Raw genomic sequence first — 19,056 nt, 5'->3', positions numbered from 1 at the left:
CTCGATCGGGTCACGGGCGCGTGGGCTCAGGCCGCGGGTCGGGCGACTCGGCGGCCCGAGTGCGCTTCACCGCGACGCCGATCGCGATCGGCGCGATCGTGACGACGACGATGCCGAGCATGATCCACTCGATGTTCGCGGCCACCCACGGGATCGACCCGAGGAGGTAGCCGGCGACGCCGAGGACGACCGCCCACACAAGGCCGCTCACCGCGTTCCACGCGCTGAACCGGCGGCGACCCATCGTCGAGGCGCCCGCCGCCGGGGCGATGTAGGTGCGCACGATCGGCACGAACCGGGCGAGCACGATCGCGCCGCTCCCCCATCGCGCGAAGAAGGCCTCGGTGCGCGTGAGGTATTCGGGTCGGAAGATCTTCGCCCCCGGCCGGAAGAGCCCGCGGCCGTACTTGCGGCCGATCGAGAAGCCCACTTCGCCGCCCGCGACCGCGGCGACGGTGACGACCGCGATCACGACGGGCCAGGGCACGCCGATGGCGCCCGCGACGACCGCCGCCGCGAAGACGAGGCTGTCGCCGGGCAGGAACGGAAAGAGGAGGCCGTTCTCGACGAAGACGACGAGACCGACCAGAAGCAGGGCGAACGGCCCGGTGGAGGCGAGGACGCTGATGATGTCCATGCTCCCGACCCTCGCGGTCGGCCACTCAGGAATCGCTGAGAAAGGCCGCGGGCTGCCTCACCGCCTCGGACGAGGCATCCGTCAGACCAGCGCTTTCTGCACCTGCCACTCGTGGAAACGGGTTTCGACGAGCGTCGCGTCGGGGCCCGGGAGGAGTTCCCTGTGCTCGAGCTGCGCGCCGAAGTACGTGCCGAGCGGGTCGGCCAGCACCTCGCGATCGTCGTGGCGGAAGCGCAGCTCGCGCTCAGCGAGTTCGCGCAGCTCGAAGACCTCGGGGCCGCCGAACTCCGAGATGCCGTTCGTCGGTGCGCCGGCGGCGATGCCGGCGACGGACGCGGCGACGTCATCGGCGGCCATCGGCTGGATCAGCGCATCGGCGACATGGGCGATGCGGCTGCGGGTCGCGGCATCCGTGATGCTTCTGACGAACTCGAAGAACTGCGTCGCGTGCACGATCGAGTACGGGCGGCCCGAGCGCACGATGAGCTTCTCCTGCTCCGCCTTGGCCTGGAAGTAGCCGCCCTCCGACCGCGCCAGCCGGTCCGTGCCCACGACGGACAGGGCGACGTGATGGCGGATGCCGGCTGCCGCGCCGAACGTCAGGAGGTTCAGGGTCGAGGCGTAGAAGAACTCCCGCGCGGCCGCTTCGTCGACGTACGACGAGTTCGACACGTCGATGAGCGTCTCGGCGCCGTCGAGCGCTTCGGCCAGGCCCACGCCCGTGAACGAGTCGACCCCGGTCGCCCGGGCCCCCGCGACGACGTCGTGCCCATCCCCGCGGAGGCGGGCGACGAGTCTGGATCCGATGAGGCCCGTGCCCCCGACGACGACGATCTTCATGCGCTGCTCCTTTGTCCCACCGGCGCGCGGACGCGGTTCGGTTCGCCGGTCTCACCAGTGATGACAGGACGGATGCCGCGGCTGTGACGATCTGCGGGAAATCCGTCCGGGCGGGGGCGGGCGGGGCGGCAGGGGCCCCGATAGGCTCGCTGCATGTCGCAACCAACGGCGACGGCGTCGAACATCAGCAGCATGGGCCGCGGATTCGAGGTGATCGCCGCGCTCACCGAACTCGCGATCACGTCCGGCGACGGCGCGAGCGTCACCGCTGTCGCCGAGCACCTCGGTCGCGATCGGTCCCAGGTGTCCCGCACCCTCGCCGCGCTCGACCGCCGGGGCTATGTCACCAGAGAGGCGAGCCGCGGATACCGTCTCGCGTGGCGTTGGTACGCCGAGGCCCAGGAGATCACCGAGGTGCGGCTGCGCACCGACGGGCTGACGATCCTCGACGAGCTGGCGACGGCCGTCGGCGAGAGCTGCTTCCTCGGCGTGCTGCGCGGCGCCGACACCGTCACGATCGTCGAGAGCGTGCCGCCCGCCTCGCGCATGATCGGCTCGTGGATCGGCCGCGCCTACCCCGCCGACTGCAGCGACGCCGGTCAGGCGGTGCTGTGGGATGCCGACGACGACGAAGTGCGCGACGTCTTCGCAGTCGCCTCGTTCGACGGCGCGGGACCGCGCGCGCCGCGGTCCGTCGAGGACTTCCTCGCCCGGCTCAATGCAGCGCGGGAGCGCGGCTTCGCGATCGTCGACGAGGAGGCCGAGGCAGGGCTCTACTCCGTCTCGGCGCCGGTCCGAGACTTCCGCTCGGAGGTCGTCGCCGCCCTGCAGATCGTCGGCGAGCGCTCGGCGCTCTTCGATCGCACGACCGAACTGGGCGAGCAGTGCCGCGCGGCGGCGGAACGCCTGTCCGCGGCGCTCGGAGCCCCTGCGTCAGAGTGACTCGAGCCGGCTGACGGCGGCACCGAGCGCGCGCCGGATCGCCGCCCGCGTCGCGAGGGGCACGGGGGCGCCTTCGACAGAGACGGATGCCGCGATCTCGCCGCGCACGCGCACCGGAAGCGCGAATTCGGTGATGCCGGCGACGTACTCGTCGACCGCGCAGACGAGGCCCTCTGCCTGATCCCGGGCGAGGAGGTCGGCGACCTCCGCGACGCTGCGGGCGGCTGCGGGTCCGCCGACGCCGACGAACTGCACGCCGTCGAGAAGCGCCTCGAGCGCCGGACGGTCGTGATCGAGGAGCAGCGCGCGCCCGCCGCCCGTGCACCACACCGGCGTCGTCATGCCCGGCCGGAGCGAGGCATCCTGAGCCCGGGGGCCCGACTCGCACCGCAGGAGCAGCGCCCTCGGCCCTTCCGCGACCGTGATCCGGGCCGTCATCCCGAAGCGCGACGCGAGGCGTCGCAGCTCGCGCCGCGCACCCCGCAGCCACGGCTCGTTGAGGGCGCCCGCTGCGCGGAAGAACGCGGGGCCGGCGCGGAAGACCGAGCCCTCATCGCGGTCGAGGTAGTCGAGCGTCCGCAGCTCCTGCGTGAGGCGCGACACCCGGCTGCGTTCCATGCCGGTCGTCTCGGCGAGCCGGGAGGCGTTGTGCCCCGGGCGCCCGGACCGCTCTCGATCCACGACCGCACCGAGAAGCGTGAGCCCCTGCGACAGGGACGAGGGTCCGTCCATCGGCTGCTCCCGTTCGTCGTCGCCTCAGCCTACCGAGGCGGCCACGCCCGGCTTGCGAGGCAGGAGGCGGCCCCACGCCGTGTAGAGGTCGGCGGCGATCTCGCCCGTCACACGCTCGATCTCGCCGGAGGTGATCGCATCGTCGCCTTGTGCCCCGTAGACGACCACCTCATCGCCGATCGCGGTACCCGCGACGGCCGACACGTCGACGAGGAAGGTGTTCATCGCGAGCCGGTCGACGACTCTCGCGCGCCGGCCGCGTATGAGCACCTCTGCGCGGCGGCCGAGCACGCGGTGATAGCCGTCGGCGTACCCGAGGGGCACGACCGCGAGCCGCGCGTCGGCGCGGACCCGGTGCGCACGGCCGTACCCGGCGGTGCTCCCCGCGGGATAGTCGTTCAGCGCCGCGACCCGCGTGACGACCCGCATCGCGGGGCGGAGGCGTCCGCCGAGCAGTGCGCTGTCGCCGTAGAGCGCCGCACCGATCCGCACCATGTCGAAGTGCGAGTCCGGCACGGCGAGCGCGGCGAAGGTCGTCGCGCAGTGGAACGCGAGGGGCCGCGTCGCGTGGGACTCCCCGCCTCGCGCCGTGAGCGCCTCCGCGGCCTGGGCCGCCTCGACGGCGAAGGCCCGCGCGCCCTGCGCGACGTCGGTGACGTCTTCGCACGGGAAGTGGGCGCACACGCCGATGACGTCGAGCCCCGGCATCCATCCGATCGCGGCGAGCGCCCGCCTCCCGCGCCGGTCTCCAGCGGGATGCCGTCGCGGGAGAGCCCCGTGGAGTTGAGCGAGACGTGCACCCGGATGCGTCGCCCGTGGGCGGCGGCGGCATCCTGAACCACCCGCGCATGCTCCGCACCGCCGACCCATTCCTCGATGCCGTGCGCCAGGCCGTCGGCGATCTCGTCGGCGAGCGCGGGGCGCAGTCGCAGGATCCGGCCGGCGAACCCGGCCTCGCGCACTGCACCGGCCTCGTGATTCGCGGTCACACCGACCACGCCGACGCCCGCCGCGACGACGACGGGTGCGACCAGGTCGATCCCGTGCCCGTACGCATCGGCCTTGAGCACGGCGCACACGGTCGGTCCGCCTGCGAGGTGGGCGAGCACGACATCGAGGTTGTGCGCGACAGCCCTCGTGTCGACCTCGACCCACCCCGCAGCCGAGGTCAGCGCTGCGTCGGAGCCGACTCTTCAGCGGGTGCCGCCGAAGCATCCGACGCCGAACCGCTCGCCGCAGCCGAACCGTCCGCCGCCGCCGGCTCCTCGACGATCGGCGTCGGGGCCTCGACGGCGGGGTCCTCGGTGGGGTCGACCGGTGCCTCGTTCGCCAGCACCGAGACCTCCCGCGCACCGCGGCGGCCGTACCGGAGCCAGAAGTAGAGGTAGCAGAGGCCGACGAACGGCACGCCGAAGTACAGCGCCGCGACCTGGTTCGGGTCGAACGCGATCGCGACGATCGACAGCGCCAGCAGCACGAAGGCGAGGATCGGCACGAACGGGTAGAACGGCGTGCGGTACGGCAGCGACGCGACATCCCCTCCTTCGCGCACGAAGCGGCGACGGTGGAAGAACAGCGACGCCACGATCGACATCCACACCGCGACGACGGCGAATCCCGCGATCGAGACCAGCACGAGGTAGACGGTCTCGGCGGCGATGATGCTCGAGAGCAGCGACGCCAGGCCGATGAAGATGCTGACGCTCAGCGCGACGAGCGGGATGCCGCGGCGCGTGAGGCGTCCGAGCGCGCGCGGCGCGTGGCCCTCCTCGGCGAGCGAGAACAGCATGCGCGCGCACGAGAAGAGGCCGCTGTTACCCGCCGAGAGGAGCGCCGTGATGATGACGAAGTTCATGATGTCGGCCGCGTAGGGCACCCCGACGTACTCGAAGACGTCGACGAACGGGCTGGAGGTGACACCGGCCTGGTCGTACGGAAGGAGCGCGGCGATGACGGTGATGGAGCCGACGAAGAGGATCAGCAGACGCAGCACCGTCGAGCGCAGCGCGCGGGGGATGTTCTTGGCGGGGTCCTTCGTCTCCCCCGCCGCGACACCGATGAGCTCCGACCCGCTGAAGGCGTAGAAGACCGCGAGCGAGGTGACGAGCACGCCCATCGCGCCGTTGGGGAACAGCCCCTGCGGGGTCGTGAAGTTGCTGAAGAGCACGGCGGGCGGGTGCTCGGTCGACAGCGGCGTGAACCCGAAGATCGCCATTCCGCCCAGCACGATGAGGGCGACGATCGCCACGACCTTGATGAGCGAGAACCAGAACTCGGTCTCGCCGAACACCCTCGCCGAGATCGCGTTGAGCAGGAACAGCACGCCCGCGAAGACCAGGCACCACACCCACACGGGGATCGCGACGAACCAGCGCTGCATCAGGATGCCGGCTGCCGTGAACTCCGAGCCGAGTGCGACCACCCAGCAGAGCCAATACAGCCACGCCGTCGTGAACCCCGTCGCGGGATTGATGGAGCGGGCGGCGTAGACGTGGAAGGCGCCGGAGACCGGGTAGGCAAGGGCCAGCTCGCCGAGGCAGGCCATCACGAGCCAGACCACGAAGGCGCCGATGAGGTAGGCGATGATCGCGCCGAGGGGGCCGGCGACTCCGATCGTGTAGCCGGAGCTCAGGAATAGCCCAGAGCCGATCACCCCGCCGAGGGCGATCATCACGAGGTGTCGCGCGTCCATCGTGCGCTGGAGGCGGCGCAGCGGTACCTGCGTGGCTGTCGTATGGGGCATCGCGTTGGGCAATTCTGTGCGGGTCGAAGAGGTCATCGGTCGGGTCCTCGCCTTCATTCTCAGACAAGAGAAGCGTCGGTGGTCAGGGGTGCGGCATTGCACGTGTGAGATAAACACTGCTGTGTGTTCATTTAGCACGCTTGATGTTTCACGGACGTTACATCCCCGGTGGGTCGTGCACAAGCGCGCAAGGCAGGTCGGAAGGCTCTCGCGGAGGATCCGACACAGTGTCACGGACGCCGACAGAATGTCGGCCGCCGCGGGCGGATCGACAGGCGCACACCGACACCGCCGCCCCGGAAGCTGAGGTCAGTCCTGCCCACTCACCTTCGAGGAGTTTCCGTGAACCGTCACGACATCGCCCTGATCGGCTTCGGCGGCGTGGCCCGCGCCCTGGCCGAGACCATCCGCGACCGCGGAGCCGACCTGACCCGCGAGCTCGGCTTCGAGCTGCGGGTCGTCGCGATCACCGATCTGCGACTCGGGTCGCTCATGGTCGCCGACGGGATCGACGTCGCAGCGGTGCTCGCCATGGCGCCGGGAGAGACGTTCGCCGGCTGGCACGGGGGCACCGCCGCTCCGCAGAACGACTACGTCATCCGCAACACGACTGCCGACATCGTCGTCGAGGCCACGTTCACGAACCCGATCGACGGCGAGCCCGCCGTCTCGCACGTGCGGGCCGCACTCGAGTCGGGCAAGTCCGTCACGACGACGAACAAGGGGCCGGTCGCGCTGGCCGGCGCCGAGCTCAACCGCATCGCGGAAGAGAACGGGGTGCGGTTCGAGTACGAGGGCGCGGTCGTGAGCGGCACGCCGGTGCTGCGGTTCGCCGAGAAGACGCTCGCCGGCCTCCGCATAAACGCGGTGCGCGGCATCCTGAACGGCACCAGCAATTACGTGCTGGGCCAGATGGAACTCGGGATGTCGCTCGACGACGCGGTCGCGGAGGCTCAGGCCCTCGGCTACGCCGAGGCCGACCCGTCGGCGGACATCGAGGGGTCCGACGTCCAGCTGAAGGTCGTGATCCTCGCCAACGAGCTGCTCGGCGCCGCGCTGACCCCTGCCGATGTGCAGCGGCGCGGGATCGCCGCAGTGACGGCGGCCGACATCGTCGAGGCCGCGGCTCACGGCCGGCGTTGGAAGCTGATCGGCTCGGCGTGGCGCAATGCCGCCGGTGGCGTGACCGCCACCGTCGAGCCCGTGGCGCTACCCCTCGCCGACCCGCTGGCCGGCATCGGCGGCCCGACCAACGCCGTCTCGTTCGAGACCGACATGCTCGGCACGGTGACGGTGAGCGGTCCGGGCGCCGGACGCGTCGAGACCGCCTTCGCGCTGCTGTCGGACATCGTCGCGATCGACGCCCAGCGGGGTGCCGCCGCGGTGGTGATCTCGTGACCGCCGCCGGCGTGATGGCCGCCACCGGCGTGACGGGCGCTGCGACGGGAGCCGCCGCGGTCGGCGCCGGCGCGACGGGAGCCGCTGCGGCCGACGAGCTCGTGGTGCGCAACCCCTTCGACGGGTCCGAGATCGGCCGCGTCGCCCAGAGCTCGGCGTCCGACGTCGACGCGATCATCGCCCGCGCGCGCACCGGCGCCCAGATCGCCCGGGGCATGTCGCGCTTCGCGCGCCACGCGATCCTCGACCGCACGGCGGCGCTCCTTCGCGAGCGTGCGGAGCCGGCGGCGGAGCTCATCGTGCGCGAGGCGGGCAAGACGATCCGCCAGGCGCGCAAGGAGGTGAGGCGCGCGGCTACGACGATCTCGCTCTCCGCCGAGGCGGCTCGCTCGCAGGCGGGCGAAGTGATCCCCTTCGACGCGTACGAAGGATCCGAGAACCGCCGCGGATGGTTCACGCGCGAGCCGCTCGGCGTCATCGTCGCGATCACGCCCTACAACGATGCGCTCAATCTCGTCGCCCACAAGCTCGGTCCGGCCATCGCCGGCGGCAACTCCGTCGTGCTGAAGCCGTCGCAGGAGACCCCTCTCACAGCGCGCTTCCTCGTCGATCTCCTGATCGAGGCCGGCCTCCCCGACGAGATGGTGACCATCGTGCACGGGGACCGCCACCTCGCCCAGGCACTCGTCGCCGCCCGCGACGTGCGGCTCGTCTCATTCACGGGCGGCTTCGTCACCGGCGAGGCGATCGCCCGCGTCGCGGGGCTCAAGCGCCTTGCGATGGAACTCGGCGGCAACGCGCCCGTGATCGTCTTCGACGACGCCGACATCGATGCGGCCGTGCAGGCGTGCGTGTCGGGGGCCTTCTGGTCCGCCGGACAGAACTGCGTCGGCACGCAGCGGATCCTCGTGCATCGACGCGTCTACGAAGCCTTCCGCGACGGACTGGTCACGGCCACCGCGGCGCTTCGCGCGGGAGATCCGCGAGACGAAGCCACCGACGTCGGGCCGATGATCTCGGAGTCCTCCGCGCAGCGCGCCGAGCGTCTCGTGGACGATGCTGTGGAGGCGGGCGCGCGCGTGCTGTGCGGCCACCGCCGAACGGGGTCGGTCTACTGGCCGACGGTCGTCGAGGACGTCTCGCTGTCGTGCGAGCTGTGGGCCGACGAGGCGTTCGCGCCGGTCGTGGCACTGACCCCGTTCGACACCGAGGACGAGGCGATCGCCCAGTCGAACGAGGTCGAGTACGCGCTGCACGCGGCGACCTTCACGTCCGACATCACGCGCGCGCTGCGGGTGGCCGAGCGCCTCGACGGCGGCGGTGTCATGATCAACGACTCCTCGGACTACCGCGTCGACAGCATGCCGTTCGGCGGCGCCAAGTTCGGCAGCATGGGCCGCGAGGGGGTCCGGTTCGCGTACGAGGAGATGACCCAGCCCAAAGTCATCTGCATCAACGCATGAACGCGGTGCGCCTCGAACACGACTCGCTTGGCGAGCGAGAGGTTCCCGCCGACGCCTACTGGGGCATCCACACCCTCCGCGCGCGCGAGAACTTCCCGATCAGCGGCACCCCGCTGTCGGCCCACCCCTCGCTCGTGAATGCCCTCGCGACCGTCAAGCACGCGGCCGCGCTGGCTAACGGCGAGCTCGGGCTGCTGTCGGCCGAGCGCGTCGAGGCGATCGCGGCGGCATGCCGTCGGGTGCGTCAGGGTGAGCTTCACGACCAGTTCTGTGTCGACGTCGTCCAGGGCGGCGCGGGCACGAGCTCCAACATGAACGCCAACGAGGTCATCGCGAACGCGGCCCTCGAGGAGCGGGGCCTCGCCGCCGGCCGCTACGACGTGATCGACCCGATCCGGGACGTCAACTGCAGCCAGTCCACGAACGACGTCTATCCCACGGCGATCCGGCTCGCGGCGGTCGCGGGCGTCAGGGCCCTCACCGGCGAGCTCGACGCCCTCGCCGACGCGTTCGAGGAGCGTGCGGAAGTGCACCGCGCCGTCGTCAAGGTGGGCAGGACGCAATTGCAGGACGCCGTCCCGATGACCGTCGGCGACGAGCTCATGGCCTTCGCCGTCGCGATCCGCGAGGACGTCGCGCGCCTCGGCGAGGCGGTGCCGCTCCTGCTGGAGTGCAGCCTCGGCGGCACGGCGATCGGCACGGGCGTGACCGCCCCGAGCGGCTACCGCGAGGCCGTGCTGGCGCACCTGCGGACGGTGTCGGGACTCCCCGTCGTTCCGACGCACCACCTCTTCGAAGCCTCGTGGGACGCCGGCGGCTTCCTTCAGACGTCGGGGGCGCTCCGGCGCACGGCCGTCAAGCTGTCGAAGATCTGCAACGACCTGCGGCTCCTCTCGAGCGGCCCGCAAGCCGGATTCGGCGAGCTCCGCCTGCCCGCGCGTCAGGCCGGCTCCTCGATCATGCCCGGGAAGGTCAATCCGGTGATCCCCGAGGTGGTGAATCAGATCGCGTTCGCCGTCATGGGCGCCGACGTCACGATCGCGGTGGCTGCCGAAGGCGGCCAGCTCCAGCTCAACGCCTTCGAGCCGATCATCGCCCATTCGCTGCTCCAGTCGGTGTCGTGGATGACGAACGGCGTGCGCGTGCTGCGCGAGCTCTGCGTCGTGGGAATCGTCGCCGACGAGCGCGTGCTCGCCGAGCGCGTCGCGGTCTCGGTCGGCGCGGTGACGGCGCTCCTGCCCACGATCGGGTACGAGAGGGCTGCCGAAGCGGCTTCGCACGCGCTCGCGACGGGGATCCCGATTGCGGATGCCGTGGCATCCGTCTCCGATATGACCCGCGAAGAGGCGGTGCGCCTGCTCGCCGGCTGACGTCAGGGACGGTCGATGGGTCGCGAGAGGGAGACGGAGGTGACCGTGTCGGCGACGCCGGGGAGCGCGGCGATCTGCTCCCAGATCTCGCCGATGCGGTCCATCGAGTCGGCGACCACGGTGACGAGCAGATCGAACTGACCGGACAGGATGTCGCACCGGACGACTTCGGGGATCCGGGCGAGCTCGGTGATGACGCCGCCTCCGCGCATGCGGTCGGCTCGGTAGACCAGCACGACCGCCGTCATCCGTCGTGCACTCCCCGAGCCGCGACGGAGGGTGTATCCGTCGATGACGCCGTCGCGCTCCATGCGTTCCATGCGCTGCTTCACGGCATTGCGCGACAGGTGCACGCGGGTCGCGAGAGTCACGAGCGGCACACGCGCGTCCGCCGTGAGCTCGGCGAGAATCCGGTGATCGATCTCGTCGAGGTGAAGGCCGGCCATGGCGCTCCCTACGTGCGGCAAATACAATTCAGAGTGCTAATGTTGCACGCACAGCATAGGCGATGTCGCCGATGAGAGGAAGATCGATGCCCGTTCGCCCAGATCGCACCCGGCCGGAGACGCTCCACGACCTCAGCCTGTCGGTGCACGGCGGGAAGGCTCTCGACAGCACGCTGGCGCTTCGGACCCCCCTCGTGATGGCGAACTCCTATCAGCTGCCCGACGACCCCAGCGAGATCAGCTGGTCGGCCACGGCGCCCGGACTCTACACGCGCAACACGGGCGTGAACCAGGCCGCGCTCGAGGCGAAGCTGGCCGCGATGGAGGGCGGCGAGAACGCCGTCGCGCTCGCGAGCGGCGTCGCGGCACTGCACGCCGTCTTCTTCTCGCACGTCCGTCTCGGCGATCACGTGATCGTCAGCGACGTCACCTACGAGGCGACGTGGCGACTGTGGACCGAGCTCCTCCCGCAGCGGTACGGCATCGAGGCGACGTTCGTCGACGTCACCGATCTCGACGCCGTCCGCCGCGCGATGCGCGAGGAGACGAAACTCGTGTGCGTCGAGGCCATCGCGAACCCGACGACGAAGGTCGCCGACATCCGCGCCCTCGCCGAGATCGCGCACGCGGCCGGCGCTCTCCTCATGGTCGACTCGACCTTCACCCCGCCGCCGCTGTACCGGCCGCTCGCGGACGGCGCCGACCTCGTCGTCCACTCGCTCACGAAGTACATCAACGGCCACGGCGACGCCATGGGCGGAGCCGTCGTCGGCCCACACGATCTGATCCAGCCGATCAAGGCCGATGCCATGGTCGATGTCGGCGGAGTCATCTCGCCGTTCAACGCGTGGCAGATCCAGCGGGGGTCGGTCACGCTCCCCCTTCGGCTGCGGCAGCACCTGGCGTCGGCGCAGGCGGTGGCGGAGCTCCTGGACTCCGACGAGCGCGTCGCATTCGTGGAGTACCCGGGCCTGCCCTCGCACCCCGGGCACGCGGTCGCGACGAGGCAGTTCGGCGGGCGGGGCTACGGCGGCATGCTGGCCTTCGCCGTCGACGGCGATCCCGACACCCAGAACCGGTTCGTCGCGAACCTGCGGCTCATCACCTCCGGCTTCTCGCTCGGTCACGATGATTCGCTCGTGGTCCACACCGGCACGGTGGGTCCGCGTGTCGCGACCTATCCCGAGCCCTTCCGCCGTCTCGGTCACCTGCGCCTCTCGGTCGGGATCGAAGACACCGACGACCTCCTCGCCGATCTCGCCCAGGCCCTCGACGCGACCTTCTGCTGAGCCCGCGGACGTAAGTTCCTCGGACGATCGACGTCGTCCCCTCCTATCGTCGCTTCGCTCCTCGCTCGGGAACCGGATACGGCCTCCACCCCCGAGGGCGAACCGGGATCAGCGGAAGAACGCGACGCCGAGATCCGCGTGGTCGACGAAGACGCCGTCCACACCCGCGTCGCGGATGATGCTCCACTCCGACTCCCAGTCCCCGAACGCGCCGGGCCCGCCGCGCGTGCGGAACTGCGGCACGAGGAACGCATTCTCCGGACGGCATGTCCATGTGAAGGCTTGCAGTCCGCGCTCCTGCGCGTCGGCGACGAGCGTCGTCGGCCCGGTCGCGCGGCCGAGGCGATCGGGCGCGAGGATCATCCGCTTGTCGACGCTGATCCCGTCCACGATCCCGACGAGTGCGTCCAGGCCCGCGGGCGAAGCCGTCTGCCGATAGGTCCGAGCCGCGCTCCCGTGCGCCGCCACGAGGTCGAAGGCGCTCCCCGACGACTCCAGCAGATACACGAACGTGCCCCGGATGCCTCGTTCCCGCACCTGGCCGAGAACCGTGGACTCGAACGACTCGACGACGAGCGGCAGCTCTCCCGCGGCCCACCCGGCGGCCCGGAGCTCGTCCGCGACGAGGGCCGCGACATCCCATCCCAGTCCTGCGAAGTAGGTCGCGTGCTTGATCTCGAGCACGACGCCGATCTCGCGGCCGTACGTGAGCGATGCCTCGCGGACGAGATCGAGCAGGTCGCGCAGCCGCAGGACGGGCTGCAGGTCGTCGAAGGTCGCACTCGTCGTGCGGATCTTCGGCAGACGTTCGCGGCAGCGCAGCGTCGCGAGCTCGTCCCACGTGAAGTCCTCGGTGAACCAGCCCGTGATCTCGGACCCGTCGACGGTCTTCGTCGTGCGCCGGGCGGCGAACTCGGGGCGGGACGCGACATCCGTCGTCGAACCGATCTCGTTCTCGTGCCGCACGACGAGCACGCCGTCGCGCGAGACGACGACATCGGGTTCGACGGCGTCCACGCCCATCGCGAGCGCGAGGTCGTACGACGACCGCGAATGCTCGGGCCGGTAGCCCGGCGCACCGCGGTGCCCGACGACGAGAGGGGGGCGGCGCGGCATGCCATCCACGGTATCCGCGCCGTGCTGCAGCATCCGTCCCCTGCCCAGTCTCAAAGACCCTTCACAGCACCGATCCGCGGCGTGTCGCACCCCATCCGATATCGTGGATCAACAGCACCGTGCTGCTAACAACCACTGGAGTGTGATCGAGCATGGCCTCGGCAAACCCCGCATTCAACAACCCCGCCTTCCAGGACCCGCGCGCAGTCAAGAGCTACCCGGGCGGTCCCCAGGCGGCGAACATCGGCGGTCCCACGCAGTACGCCTCGACGGCGCACGCGGGTGTGGATGCCGCCGCCAACGCACGGCTCGAGGGCGCGTTCGCCGCTCCCCCCGCCGGTGCGGTCGAGACGGGCCGTATGACGGTCGAGGACACGGTCCTCAAGACCCTCGGTCTGTTCGTCGTGCTGCTGGTCGGCGCGGTCGCGGGCTGGCTCTGGACGATGGCTCCGGTCACCGTGCAGAACCCGAACCCGTCGGTCGCCCCCTGGCTCATCGGCGCGCTCGGCGGCTTCGTGCTCGCGATGGTCGTCGCGTTCACGTCGCGCAAGAAGGTCCGCCCCGCGCTGATCTTCGGCTACGCCGCGTTCGAGGGCCTCTTCGTCGGCGGCATCTCGGCCTTCTTCGAGTTCCTCTGGCCCGGCATCGTCATCCAGGCGACGCTGGCGACCCTCGCGGTGGTCGGCGTGACGCTGGCCCTCTTCGCGAGCGGCAAGGTCCGCGCGTCCAAGCGCGCCACGAAGGTCTTCATGATCGCGATGATCGGGTACCTCGTGTTCTCGCTCATCAACGTGGGCCTCATGCTGTTCAACGTCCCGATCGCCGGCGGACCCTTCGGCATCCTGAGCCAGGAGGTCTTCGGCATCCCGCTCGGCCTCATCATCGGCGTGCTCGTGGTCATCATGGCGGCGTACTCGCTCGTGCTCGACTTCGACTCGATCCAGCAGGGTGTGCGCAACGGCGCTCCCCGTCAGTACGGCTGGGTCGGCGGTTTCGGCATCATGGTGACGGTCGTCTGGCTGTACATCGAGATCCTTCGGATCCTCGCGATCCTGCGCGGCAGCAACTAACCCCGCGCCGTCGCACGAAGGGCCGTCCCATTCGGGGCGGCCCTTCGTCGTCGGTACCGGGTGCCTGCGGGGTTTGGCGCGGCGCGGAGTTCATAACTCCGGAGAAATGCCTGCCGCGCGCTCCAAAAAGGCCGAAGCGGCCCCCGCCCGGCCGGTTTCTCCGGAGCTATGAACACAGCCCGCCCCGCACACGGCCCCGGCTGCGCCTCGCACAGCCGAACCCGACCCCCGCAGTTACCGCCCGGCTCCCGTTCATAACTCCGGAGAAACCCCTCCCCGACCGCGCAAAAAGGCCGAAACGGCCCCCGCCCGGCCGGTTTCTCCGGAGTTATGAACACAGCCCGCCCCGCACACCGCCCCGGCTGCCCCTCGGCCGGCCCAAGCCGAGGAGCGGGCCGGCGGGCGGCGCAACCCCTGGCCGAGGCATCCGTCGCCGACCTAACGTGAGAGGCATGAGCCCTTCGAAGTCCTCCGAGACCTTCCTCGAGGCGGCCGGGAGCGAGGTGCGCGTCTCGAGCCCCGACAAGATCGTCTTCCCCGAGCCGGGCATCACCAAGCTCGAACTCGTCGAGTACTATCTCGCCGTCGCCGAGGGCGCGCTGCGGGGCGCGGGCGGCCGGCCGATGGTGCTGAAGCGGTTCCCGAAGGGCATCGACACCGAGCCGTTCTTCCAGAAGCGCGTGCCCGAGAATCACCCCGACTACATCGAGACCGCGACGCTCCACTATGCGTCGGGGCGCTCCGCCGAGGAGGCGGTGATCCGGGATGCCGCGGGCCTTGCCTGGGTCGTGAATCTCGGATGCCTCGACCTCAACCCCCACGCCGTGCGCGCCGAGGATCTCGACCACCCCGACGAGCTGCGCATCGATCTCGACCCGATGCCCGGCGTCGACTGGTCGCAGATCGTCGATGTCGCGATGGTGGCGCGGGAGGTGCTCGACGACTGCGGGCTCGTCGGCTGGCCGAAGACCAGCGGGTCACGCGGGCTGCACATCCTCGTGCGGATCGCTCCGGACTGGGACTTCCGCGACGTGCGACTGGCCGCCGAGACGCTCGGCCGCGAGGTCGAGAACCGGGCGCCCGGACTCGCCACGGCACGGTGGTGGAAGGAGGAGCGGGGCGAGAGCGTGTTCGTCGACTTCAACCAGAACGCGAAAGACCGGACCGTGGCATCCGCGTACTCGGTGCGCCCCCTGCCCGATGCGCGCGTCTCGACCCCGCTCGACTGGGACGAGGTGCACGAGCGGCGCCCCGAGGAGTTCACGGTGCGGACGGTGCTCGCGCGTTTCGCCGAGCGGGGCGATCCGCACGCGGGGATCGACGATGCCGTCGGCACCCTCGACGGTCTGCTGCAGCTCGCGAAGGACCTCGGCCCTGCCGAGAAGCCGCCGCGCGCCGGCGACGGATCAGGACGCCGCGTGTCGACGATGCCCCTCATCGAGATCGCCCGGACGAAGCTGAAGTCCGAGGCGCTCGCGGCGCTGCAGACCTGGAACGAGGGGCACCGCGACGTCGTGCCGCACCTGCACCCCGCCGACGTGATGATCGACGGCATGCGCGGGTCGAGCTCGCTGTGGTACCGCGTGCGCATCAACCTCCAGCACGTGCCCGAGGCCGAGCGGCCCGCGCAGGAGGCGCTCATCGCCGACTACGACCCGTGGGCCGGCAAGGTCTGGCCGGGGGCGCCCGGGGCCTGACCCGATTCGCGAGGATCGGCGCCGGGCGGCGGACCGCGACGCACGCATCGGCCGTCGTCCGCGCCCGAGTCGCCTCGCACCCACAGCTGTCGGATCGCGCGGCCACTCCGCCGCCGCCGTCGTCAGCGCCCTGGACGCACCGCGGGCTCGTCAAGGGCAGCCCGCACGGCCTCGCCCATCGCGCGCATCGAGGCCGCGGCATCCATCGTCCTGGCAGCCGCGCGGCCCTCGGCCGACAGCCGGTCCCGCAGATCCCGATCGCCGATGACCTCGGCCAGGGTCGCGGCGAGCGCTTCGACATCGCCGTCGGGCACGAGCCGGCCGCCGCCCCGAGCGAGGGTGTCGCGCGGCCCGTACGGCATGTCGTAACTCACCACCGGCACGCCCGCGCCAAGCGCCTCGAGCACGACGAGCGGCTGCCCCTCGTTCGTGCTCGCCAGCCCGAAGACGTCGGCCTCGGCCCACGCGCGGGACGGGTCGGCGGTGTGCCCCATGAACGCGACGGCATCCGCGACGCCGAGGTCGCGCGCGAGCTGCTCGAGTTCGGGGCGCTGCGCGCCGTCGCCGTACACGTGCAGGTGTGCGGCGGGAACCGTCGTGCGCAACGTCGCGAGCGCACGGATCGCATGGTCGACCCGCTTGCGCGCGATGAGCGAGTTGAGCATGACGATGCGTCCCGGCACGGTTGCGTCATCGAGATCGGTCGGCTGCGGCGCGGGGTGCGGGACGACGAATGAGCGGATGCCGCGTCCCACGCGGCGCTCGACATCCGCCTGCTGACTCGGGGTGAGCCAGAGGACGGCATCGAACCGATCGGCCACGGCGAACCAGCGCTCCCACGCGGCATCCATCGGCGAATCCCACGCGAACGGCGCGAGGACGTGGCAGGCGTGCGTCGTGTGGACGATGCGCACGTCGGGGTCGAGGAGGGGCTCTCCCTGGGCGACGAGTGCTTCGCCGACCTGCCGAGCCTCGCAGACAAGCACGACCGGCTCGTCGCTGCGGGCCGCGAGCGCGTTGATCCACGCACGGTAGAGCCCCGCGTAGCCGGGGAGCCAGCCGATTGGTTCGCCGTCCGCCCAGATGCGCACGGGCGCCTCGGTGAGGTGCCACGCGGGGTCGCCGCTCACGACGGGGAGTTCGAGGACCGTGGCGCCGGCGGCATCCGTGATCGCGCGGTACGGCCACTCCGAGTCCGGGATGGAGCCTGGCAGGGCAGCCTCTCGCAGCCAGCCGGCGTCGGCGCGGGCGTCGTCGAAGAGGTTGCGCAGCGCGGCGTGCTCGCCGAGCAGCCCGCGTCGCCGCCACTCCTCGCGGTGGGCGTCGTGGTCGGCGGAGTCGCCGGGATCGATCGTCAGGAGCACCGGCTCGGCGCCTGCATCGGCCATGTCGAGGGCGCGGCGCAGGACCGAGATCGTGAATCCGCCGTCACGGTCGGGGAGCAGCCTGCTGGCGAGCACGAGATACGTCGCGGCGGGCAGGAGGTCGGTCACGCGTCCATCCTCCCCCACGCCACCGCGCTCGTCGTCACGGGCGAGCCCGCCGCCCCACCCTCCCCTCCCCTCCCCGATCACACGCCGCCGCCGTACCTAACTCAGGACGAGCGCGCGCGGCCGCCGGGCAAGGCCGCGCGTTTCCGCGGGCGGCCCGGGGTGCGTCGAACTCTCGTCCTGAGTTCGGTACGCGGGCGGGGCCGCAACGACCCCGTCACACACCCCGACCCCGTCACACACCCAGACCCCGCCCCCGCCACACAACCAGGCGCCGACCCGGCCACGCACCCGAGCCCCGGCGCCTCCCCTGCCCGCTCACACCCCCGCGCCGTACCTAACGCAGGACGAGCGCGCGCGGCCGCCGGGCGAAGCCGGAGCCTGACCCGCTTTCCCGGACACCAACTTTGAGGCGATGATCGTCTCGGAAGGAGTCCGTGAGATGCCTGCCCCACATTCGCCGGAGTTCCGGCGTCGAGCCCTGGACCTGGTCGCACAGGGCAACCCGGTCGCGCAGACCGCCCGCGATCTCGGGATCAGCGAGTCGTGCCTTCGCAACTGGATGAACCGCGACGCGATCGACTCCGGCCGCAAGCCGGGGATCACGACCGATGAGCACAAAGAGCTCGTCGAGCTGCGCCGCCGGAACCGAGTGCTGGAGATGGAGAACGAGATCCTCAAGCGCGCGTCGGCGTACTTCGCCAGGGAGAACGTGCTCCCAAAATAGGGTTCCGGCTGGTCCAGGAGCTCGCCGCCGACGGGGTGCCCGTCGCGGTGGCCTGCCGGTTCCTGAACATCTCAAGCTCCGGCTACTACGACTGGGCCAGCCGGCCACCATCAGCGCGAGCTGTCGCGGACGCAGAGCTGACCACCACGATCCGACGCATCCACGCCGACTCCCGAGCGACCTATGGCGCGCCACGGGTGCTCGCCGAGCTGCGCCTCGGGCTCGGCGTCCACGTCGGCCGCAAGCGCGTCGCCCGGCTGATGCGGCAGGACGGGCTGGTCGGCGTGTCGCACCGCCGCAAGCGGCGAGGCTGGAAGCCGGACACGGCTACGCATGACGACCTTGTGAAGCGGCAGTTCCACGCTGATGCCCCGAACCGGCTCTGGTTCTGCGACATCACGCAGCACCGCGCCCGTGACGGATGGGTCTACTGCGCGGCCGTGATCGACGCGTACTCGCGACGGATCGTGGGCTGGTCGATCTCGGATCGGATCACCGCGGAGATCGTCGTCGACGCACTCGAGATGGCCCGCTGGCGCCGCCGCCCCGAACCCGGAACCGTGGTGCATGCGGACCGAGGAGCGCAATACACCAGCTGGCTCTTCGGGCACCGGCTGCGCCAAGCCGGGCTGCTCGGCTCGATGGGCAGGGTCGCGTCCAGCGTCGACAACGCGCTCATCGAGTCGTTCTGGTCGACCATGCAGCGCGAACTCCTGGACCGCACCAACTGGGACTCCCGCGCGCAACTCGCGTCGGCGATGTTCGAGTGGATCGAGGGCTTCTACAACCCCCGCCGCCGGCACACCAGCCTCGACAACCTCAGCCCCGCCGACTACGAAGCCCTTCACACCGCCGCCGAGATCGCGGCATGATCAACACACAACAACCGTCCGGGAAACCGGGTCAGGCTCCGCCGCGCTTTTCCGCGGGCGCGCCGGGGTGCGTCGAACTCTCGTCCTGAGTTCGGTACTCGGGCGGGGCCGCAGCACACCCCGACCCCGTCACACACCCCGACCCCGTCACACACCCAAAGCCCGAGCCCGCCACACAGCCCGACCCCGCCACACACCCAGACCCGCCCGGCATCAAGCCCACA

17 protein-coding genes and 1 pseudogene are annotated in these 19,056 nt (G+C 70.9%); 9 read left to right on the top strand and 9 right to left on the bottom strand.

What is annotated here, in order from left to right; translation table 11 throughout:
* Positions 1–10 precede the first annotated feature (10 nt).
* Both ACSBPH_RS13445 and ACSBPH_RS13440 read right to left on the bottom strand, forming a co-directional pair.
* Entirely contained in the window at positions 11–637 is a 627-nt protein-coding gene (locus tag ACSBPH_RS13445) for a DedA family protein (protein WP_442574824.1), read from the bottom strand.
* An 81-nt stretch (positions 638–718) separates the two neighbouring features.
* Positions 719–1,477: an SDR family oxidoreductase gene (locus tag ACSBPH_RS13440; RefSeq protein WP_442574823.1), complete on the bottom strand. Its 759-nt coding sequence runs from the start codon at positions 1,475–1,477 to the stop codon at positions 719–721.
* 153 nt (positions 1,478–1,630) lie between these two features.
* Here ACSBPH_RS13440 and ACSBPH_RS13435 point away from each other — a divergent pair, with 153 nt between their 5' ends.
* Entirely contained in the window at positions 1,631–2,419 is a 789-nt protein-coding gene (locus ACSBPH_RS13435) for an IclR family transcriptional regulator (RefSeq protein WP_442574822.1), read from the top strand.
* On the opposite strand, the gene ACSBPH_RS13430 is transcribed toward ACSBPH_RS13435, so the two are convergent.
* The 4 genes and pseudogenes from ACSBPH_RS13430 to ACSBPH_RS13415 form a co-directional block, all read right to left on the bottom strand.
* Positions 2,411–3,151, bottom strand: coding sequence for an IclR family transcriptional regulator (locus tag ACSBPH_RS13430; RefSeq protein ID WP_442574821.1), 741 nt, complete (start codon positions 3,149–3,151; stop codon positions 2,411–2,413). The two genes, ACSBPH_RS13435 and ACSBPH_RS13430, sit on opposite strands and share 9 nt — an antisense overlap.
* 24 nt (positions 3,152–3,175) lie before the next feature.
* The gene (locus ACSBPH_RS13425) at positions 3,176–4,021 is read right to left on the bottom strand and encodes an alanine racemase C-terminal domain-containing protein (protein WP_442574820.1); all 846 of its coding nucleotides are present in this window, start codon (positions 4,019–4,021) and stop codon (positions 3,176–3,178) included.
* Positions 3,958–4,260, bottom strand: a pseudogene (locus ACSBPH_RS13420) (alanine racemase); the annotation flags it as partial. The pseudogene ACSBPH_RS13420 and the gene ACSBPH_RS13425, both read right to left, overlap by 64 nt.
* Positions 4,261–4,319: 59 nt before the next feature.
* Entirely contained in the window at positions 4,320–5,930 is a 1,611-nt protein-coding gene (locus tag ACSBPH_RS13415; RefSeq protein WP_442574819.1) for an amino acid permease, read from the bottom strand.
* Positions 5,931–6,236: 306 nt separating this feature from the next.
* Between ACSBPH_RS13415 and ACSBPH_RS13410 the strand changes: the two genes are divergently transcribed.
* From ACSBPH_RS13410 to ACSBPH_RS13400, 3 genes are read left to right on the top strand one after another with little or no spacing between them, the layout of a single operon-like run.
* Complete coding sequence (locus ACSBPH_RS13410; RefSeq protein WP_442574818.1) at positions 6,237–7,292, top strand: homoserine dehydrogenase; 1,056 nt, start codon at positions 6,237–6,239, stop codon at positions 7,290–7,292.
* Entirely contained in the window at positions 7,289–8,755 is a 1,467-nt protein-coding gene (locus tag ACSBPH_RS13405) for an aldehyde dehydrogenase family protein (protein WP_442574817.1), read from the top strand. The genes ACSBPH_RS13410 and ACSBPH_RS13405 overlap by 4 nt, the downstream gene beginning before the upstream one ends.
* Positions 8,752–10,125: an aspartate ammonia-lyase gene (locus ACSBPH_RS13400; RefSeq protein ID WP_442574816.1), complete on the top strand. Its 1,374-nt coding sequence runs from the start codon at positions 8,752–8,754 to the stop codon at positions 10,123–10,125. The genes ACSBPH_RS13405 and ACSBPH_RS13400 overlap by 4 nt, the downstream gene beginning before the upstream one ends.
* A gap of 2 nt (positions 10,126–10,127) precedes the next feature.
* On the opposite strand, the gene ACSBPH_RS13395 is transcribed toward ACSBPH_RS13400, so the two are convergent.
* Positions 10,128–10,571 carry an Lrp/AsnC family transcriptional regulator gene (locus ACSBPH_RS13395; RefSeq protein WP_442574815.1) on the bottom strand — a complete coding sequence of 148 codons (444 nt, stop codon included), beginning with the start codon at positions 10,569–10,571 and terminating at the stop codon, positions 10,128–10,130.
* Between the two features lie 86 nt (positions 10,572–10,657).
* On the opposite strand from ACSBPH_RS13395, the gene ACSBPH_RS13390 reads away from it, so the two are divergent.
* Entirely contained in the window at positions 10,658–11,860 is a 1,203-nt protein-coding gene (locus ACSBPH_RS13390) for a trans-sulfuration enzyme family protein (RefSeq protein WP_442574814.1), read from the top strand.
* Positions 11,861–11,968: 108 nt separating this feature from the next.
* Here the strand turns inward: ACSBPH_RS13390 and ACSBPH_RS13385 are convergent, their stop codons facing one another.
* On the bottom strand, positions 11,969–12,976 hold the full coding sequence (locus tag ACSBPH_RS13385; RefSeq protein ID WP_442574813.1) for a glycerophosphodiester phosphodiesterase family protein: 1,008 nt from the start codon (positions 12,974–12,976) through the stop codon (positions 11,969–11,971).
* A 152-nt stretch (positions 12,977–13,128) separates the two neighbouring features.
* Between ACSBPH_RS13385 and ACSBPH_RS13380 the strand changes: the two genes are divergently transcribed.
* Positions 13,129–14,046, top strand: a complete 918-nt coding sequence (locus ACSBPH_RS13380) for a Bax inhibitor-1/YccA family protein (protein WP_442574812.1) — start codon at positions 13,129–13,131, stop codon at positions 14,044–14,046.
* A 452-nt stretch (positions 14,047–14,498) separates the two neighbouring features.
* Positions 14,499–15,743 carry a non-homologous end-joining DNA ligase gene (ligD, locus tag ACSBPH_RS13375; protein WP_442574811.1) on the top strand — a complete coding sequence of 415 codons (1,245 nt, stop codon included), beginning with the start codon at positions 14,499–14,501 and terminating at the stop codon, positions 15,741–15,743.
* A 122-nt stretch (positions 15,744–15,865) separates the two neighbouring features.
* Here ligD and ACSBPH_RS13370 read toward each other — a convergent pair whose 3' ends face one another.
* Positions 15,866–17,236, bottom strand: coding sequence for a glycosyltransferase (locus ACSBPH_RS13370; protein WP_442574810.1), 1,371 nt, complete (start codon positions 17,234–17,236; stop codon positions 15,866–15,868).
* A gap of 439 nt (positions 17,237–17,675) precedes the next feature.
* Here ACSBPH_RS13370 and ACSBPH_RS13365 point away from each other — a divergent pair, with 439 nt between their 5' ends.
* Both ACSBPH_RS13365 and ACSBPH_RS13360 read left to right on the top strand, forming a co-directional pair.
* The gene (locus tag ACSBPH_RS13365) at positions 17,676–17,960 is read left to right on the top strand and encodes a transposase (RefSeq protein ID WP_442574809.1); all 285 of its coding nucleotides are present in this window, start codon (positions 17,676–17,678) and stop codon (positions 17,958–17,960) included.
* Between the two features lie 35 nt (positions 17,961–17,995).
* Entirely contained in the window at positions 17,996–18,832 is an 837-nt protein-coding gene (locus ACSBPH_RS13360) for an IS3 family transposase (protein ID WP_442574808.1), read from the top strand.
* Positions 18,833–19,056 lie beyond the last annotated feature (224 nt).

It is taken from the genome of Microbacterium sp. F51-2R (assembly GCF_052180235.1).
Classification (GTDB): Bacteria; Actinomycetota; Actinomycetes; order Actinomycetales; family Microbacteriaceae; genus Microbacterium.
The sequence above is the reverse complement of the archived record's forward strand: the minus strand, read 5'-3'. Positions and strand labels throughout refer to the sequence as shown.

What these genes read in the sequence shown, in the direction of transcription:
- ACSBPH_RS13445 (WP_442574824.1), bottom strand. Translation starts at nt 637, where the DNA reads ATGGACATCATCAGCGTCCTCGCCTCCACCGGGCCGTTCGCCCTGCTT.
- ACSBPH_RS13440 (WP_442574823.1), bottom strand. Translation starts at nt 1,477, where the DNA reads ATGAAGATCGTCGTCGTCGGGGGCACGGGCCTCATCGGATCCAGACTC.
- ACSBPH_RS13435 (WP_442574822.1), top strand. Translation starts at nt 1,631, where the DNA reads ATGTCGCAACCAACGGCGACGGCGTCGAACATCAGCAGCATGGGCCGC.
- ACSBPH_RS13430 (WP_442574821.1), bottom strand. Translation starts at nt 3,151, where the DNA reads ATGGACGGACCCTCGTCCCTGTCGCAGGGGCTCACGCTTCTCGGTGCG.
- ACSBPH_RS13425 (WP_442574820.1), bottom strand. Translation starts at nt 4,021, where the DNA reads ATGGGTCGGCGGTGCGGAGCATGCGCGGGTGGTTCAGGATGCCGCCGC.
- ACSBPH_RS13415 (WP_442574819.1), bottom strand. Translation starts at nt 5,930, where the DNA reads ATGACCTCTTCGACCCGCACAGAATTGCCCAACGCGATGCCCCATACG.
- ACSBPH_RS13400 (WP_442574816.1), top strand. Translation starts at nt 8,752, where the DNA reads ATGAACGCGGTGCGCCTCGAACACGACTCGCTTGGCGAGCGAGAGGTT.
- ACSBPH_RS13395 (WP_442574815.1), bottom strand. Translation starts at nt 10,571, where the DNA reads ATGGCCGGCCTTCACCTCGACGAGATCGATCACCGGATTCTCGCCGAG.
- ACSBPH_RS13390 (WP_442574814.1), top strand. Translation starts at nt 10,658, where the DNA reads ATGCCCGTTCGCCCAGATCGCACCCGGCCGGAGACGCTCCACGACCTC.
- ACSBPH_RS13385 (WP_442574813.1), bottom strand. Translation starts at nt 12,976, where the DNA reads ATGCCGCGCCGCCCCCCTCTCGTCGTCGGGCACCGCGGTGCGCCGGGC.
- ACSBPH_RS13380 (WP_442574812.1), top strand. Translation starts at nt 13,129, where the DNA reads ATGGCCTCGGCAAACCCCGCATTCAACAACCCCGCCTTCCAGGACCCG.
- ligD (WP_442574811.1), top strand. Translation starts at nt 14,499, where the DNA reads ATGAGCCCTTCGAAGTCCTCCGAGACCTTCCTCGAGGCGGCCGGGAGC.
- ACSBPH_RS13365 (WP_442574809.1), top strand. Translation starts at nt 17,676, where the DNA reads ATGCCTGCCCCACATTCGCCGGAGTTCCGGCGTCGAGCCCTGGACCTG.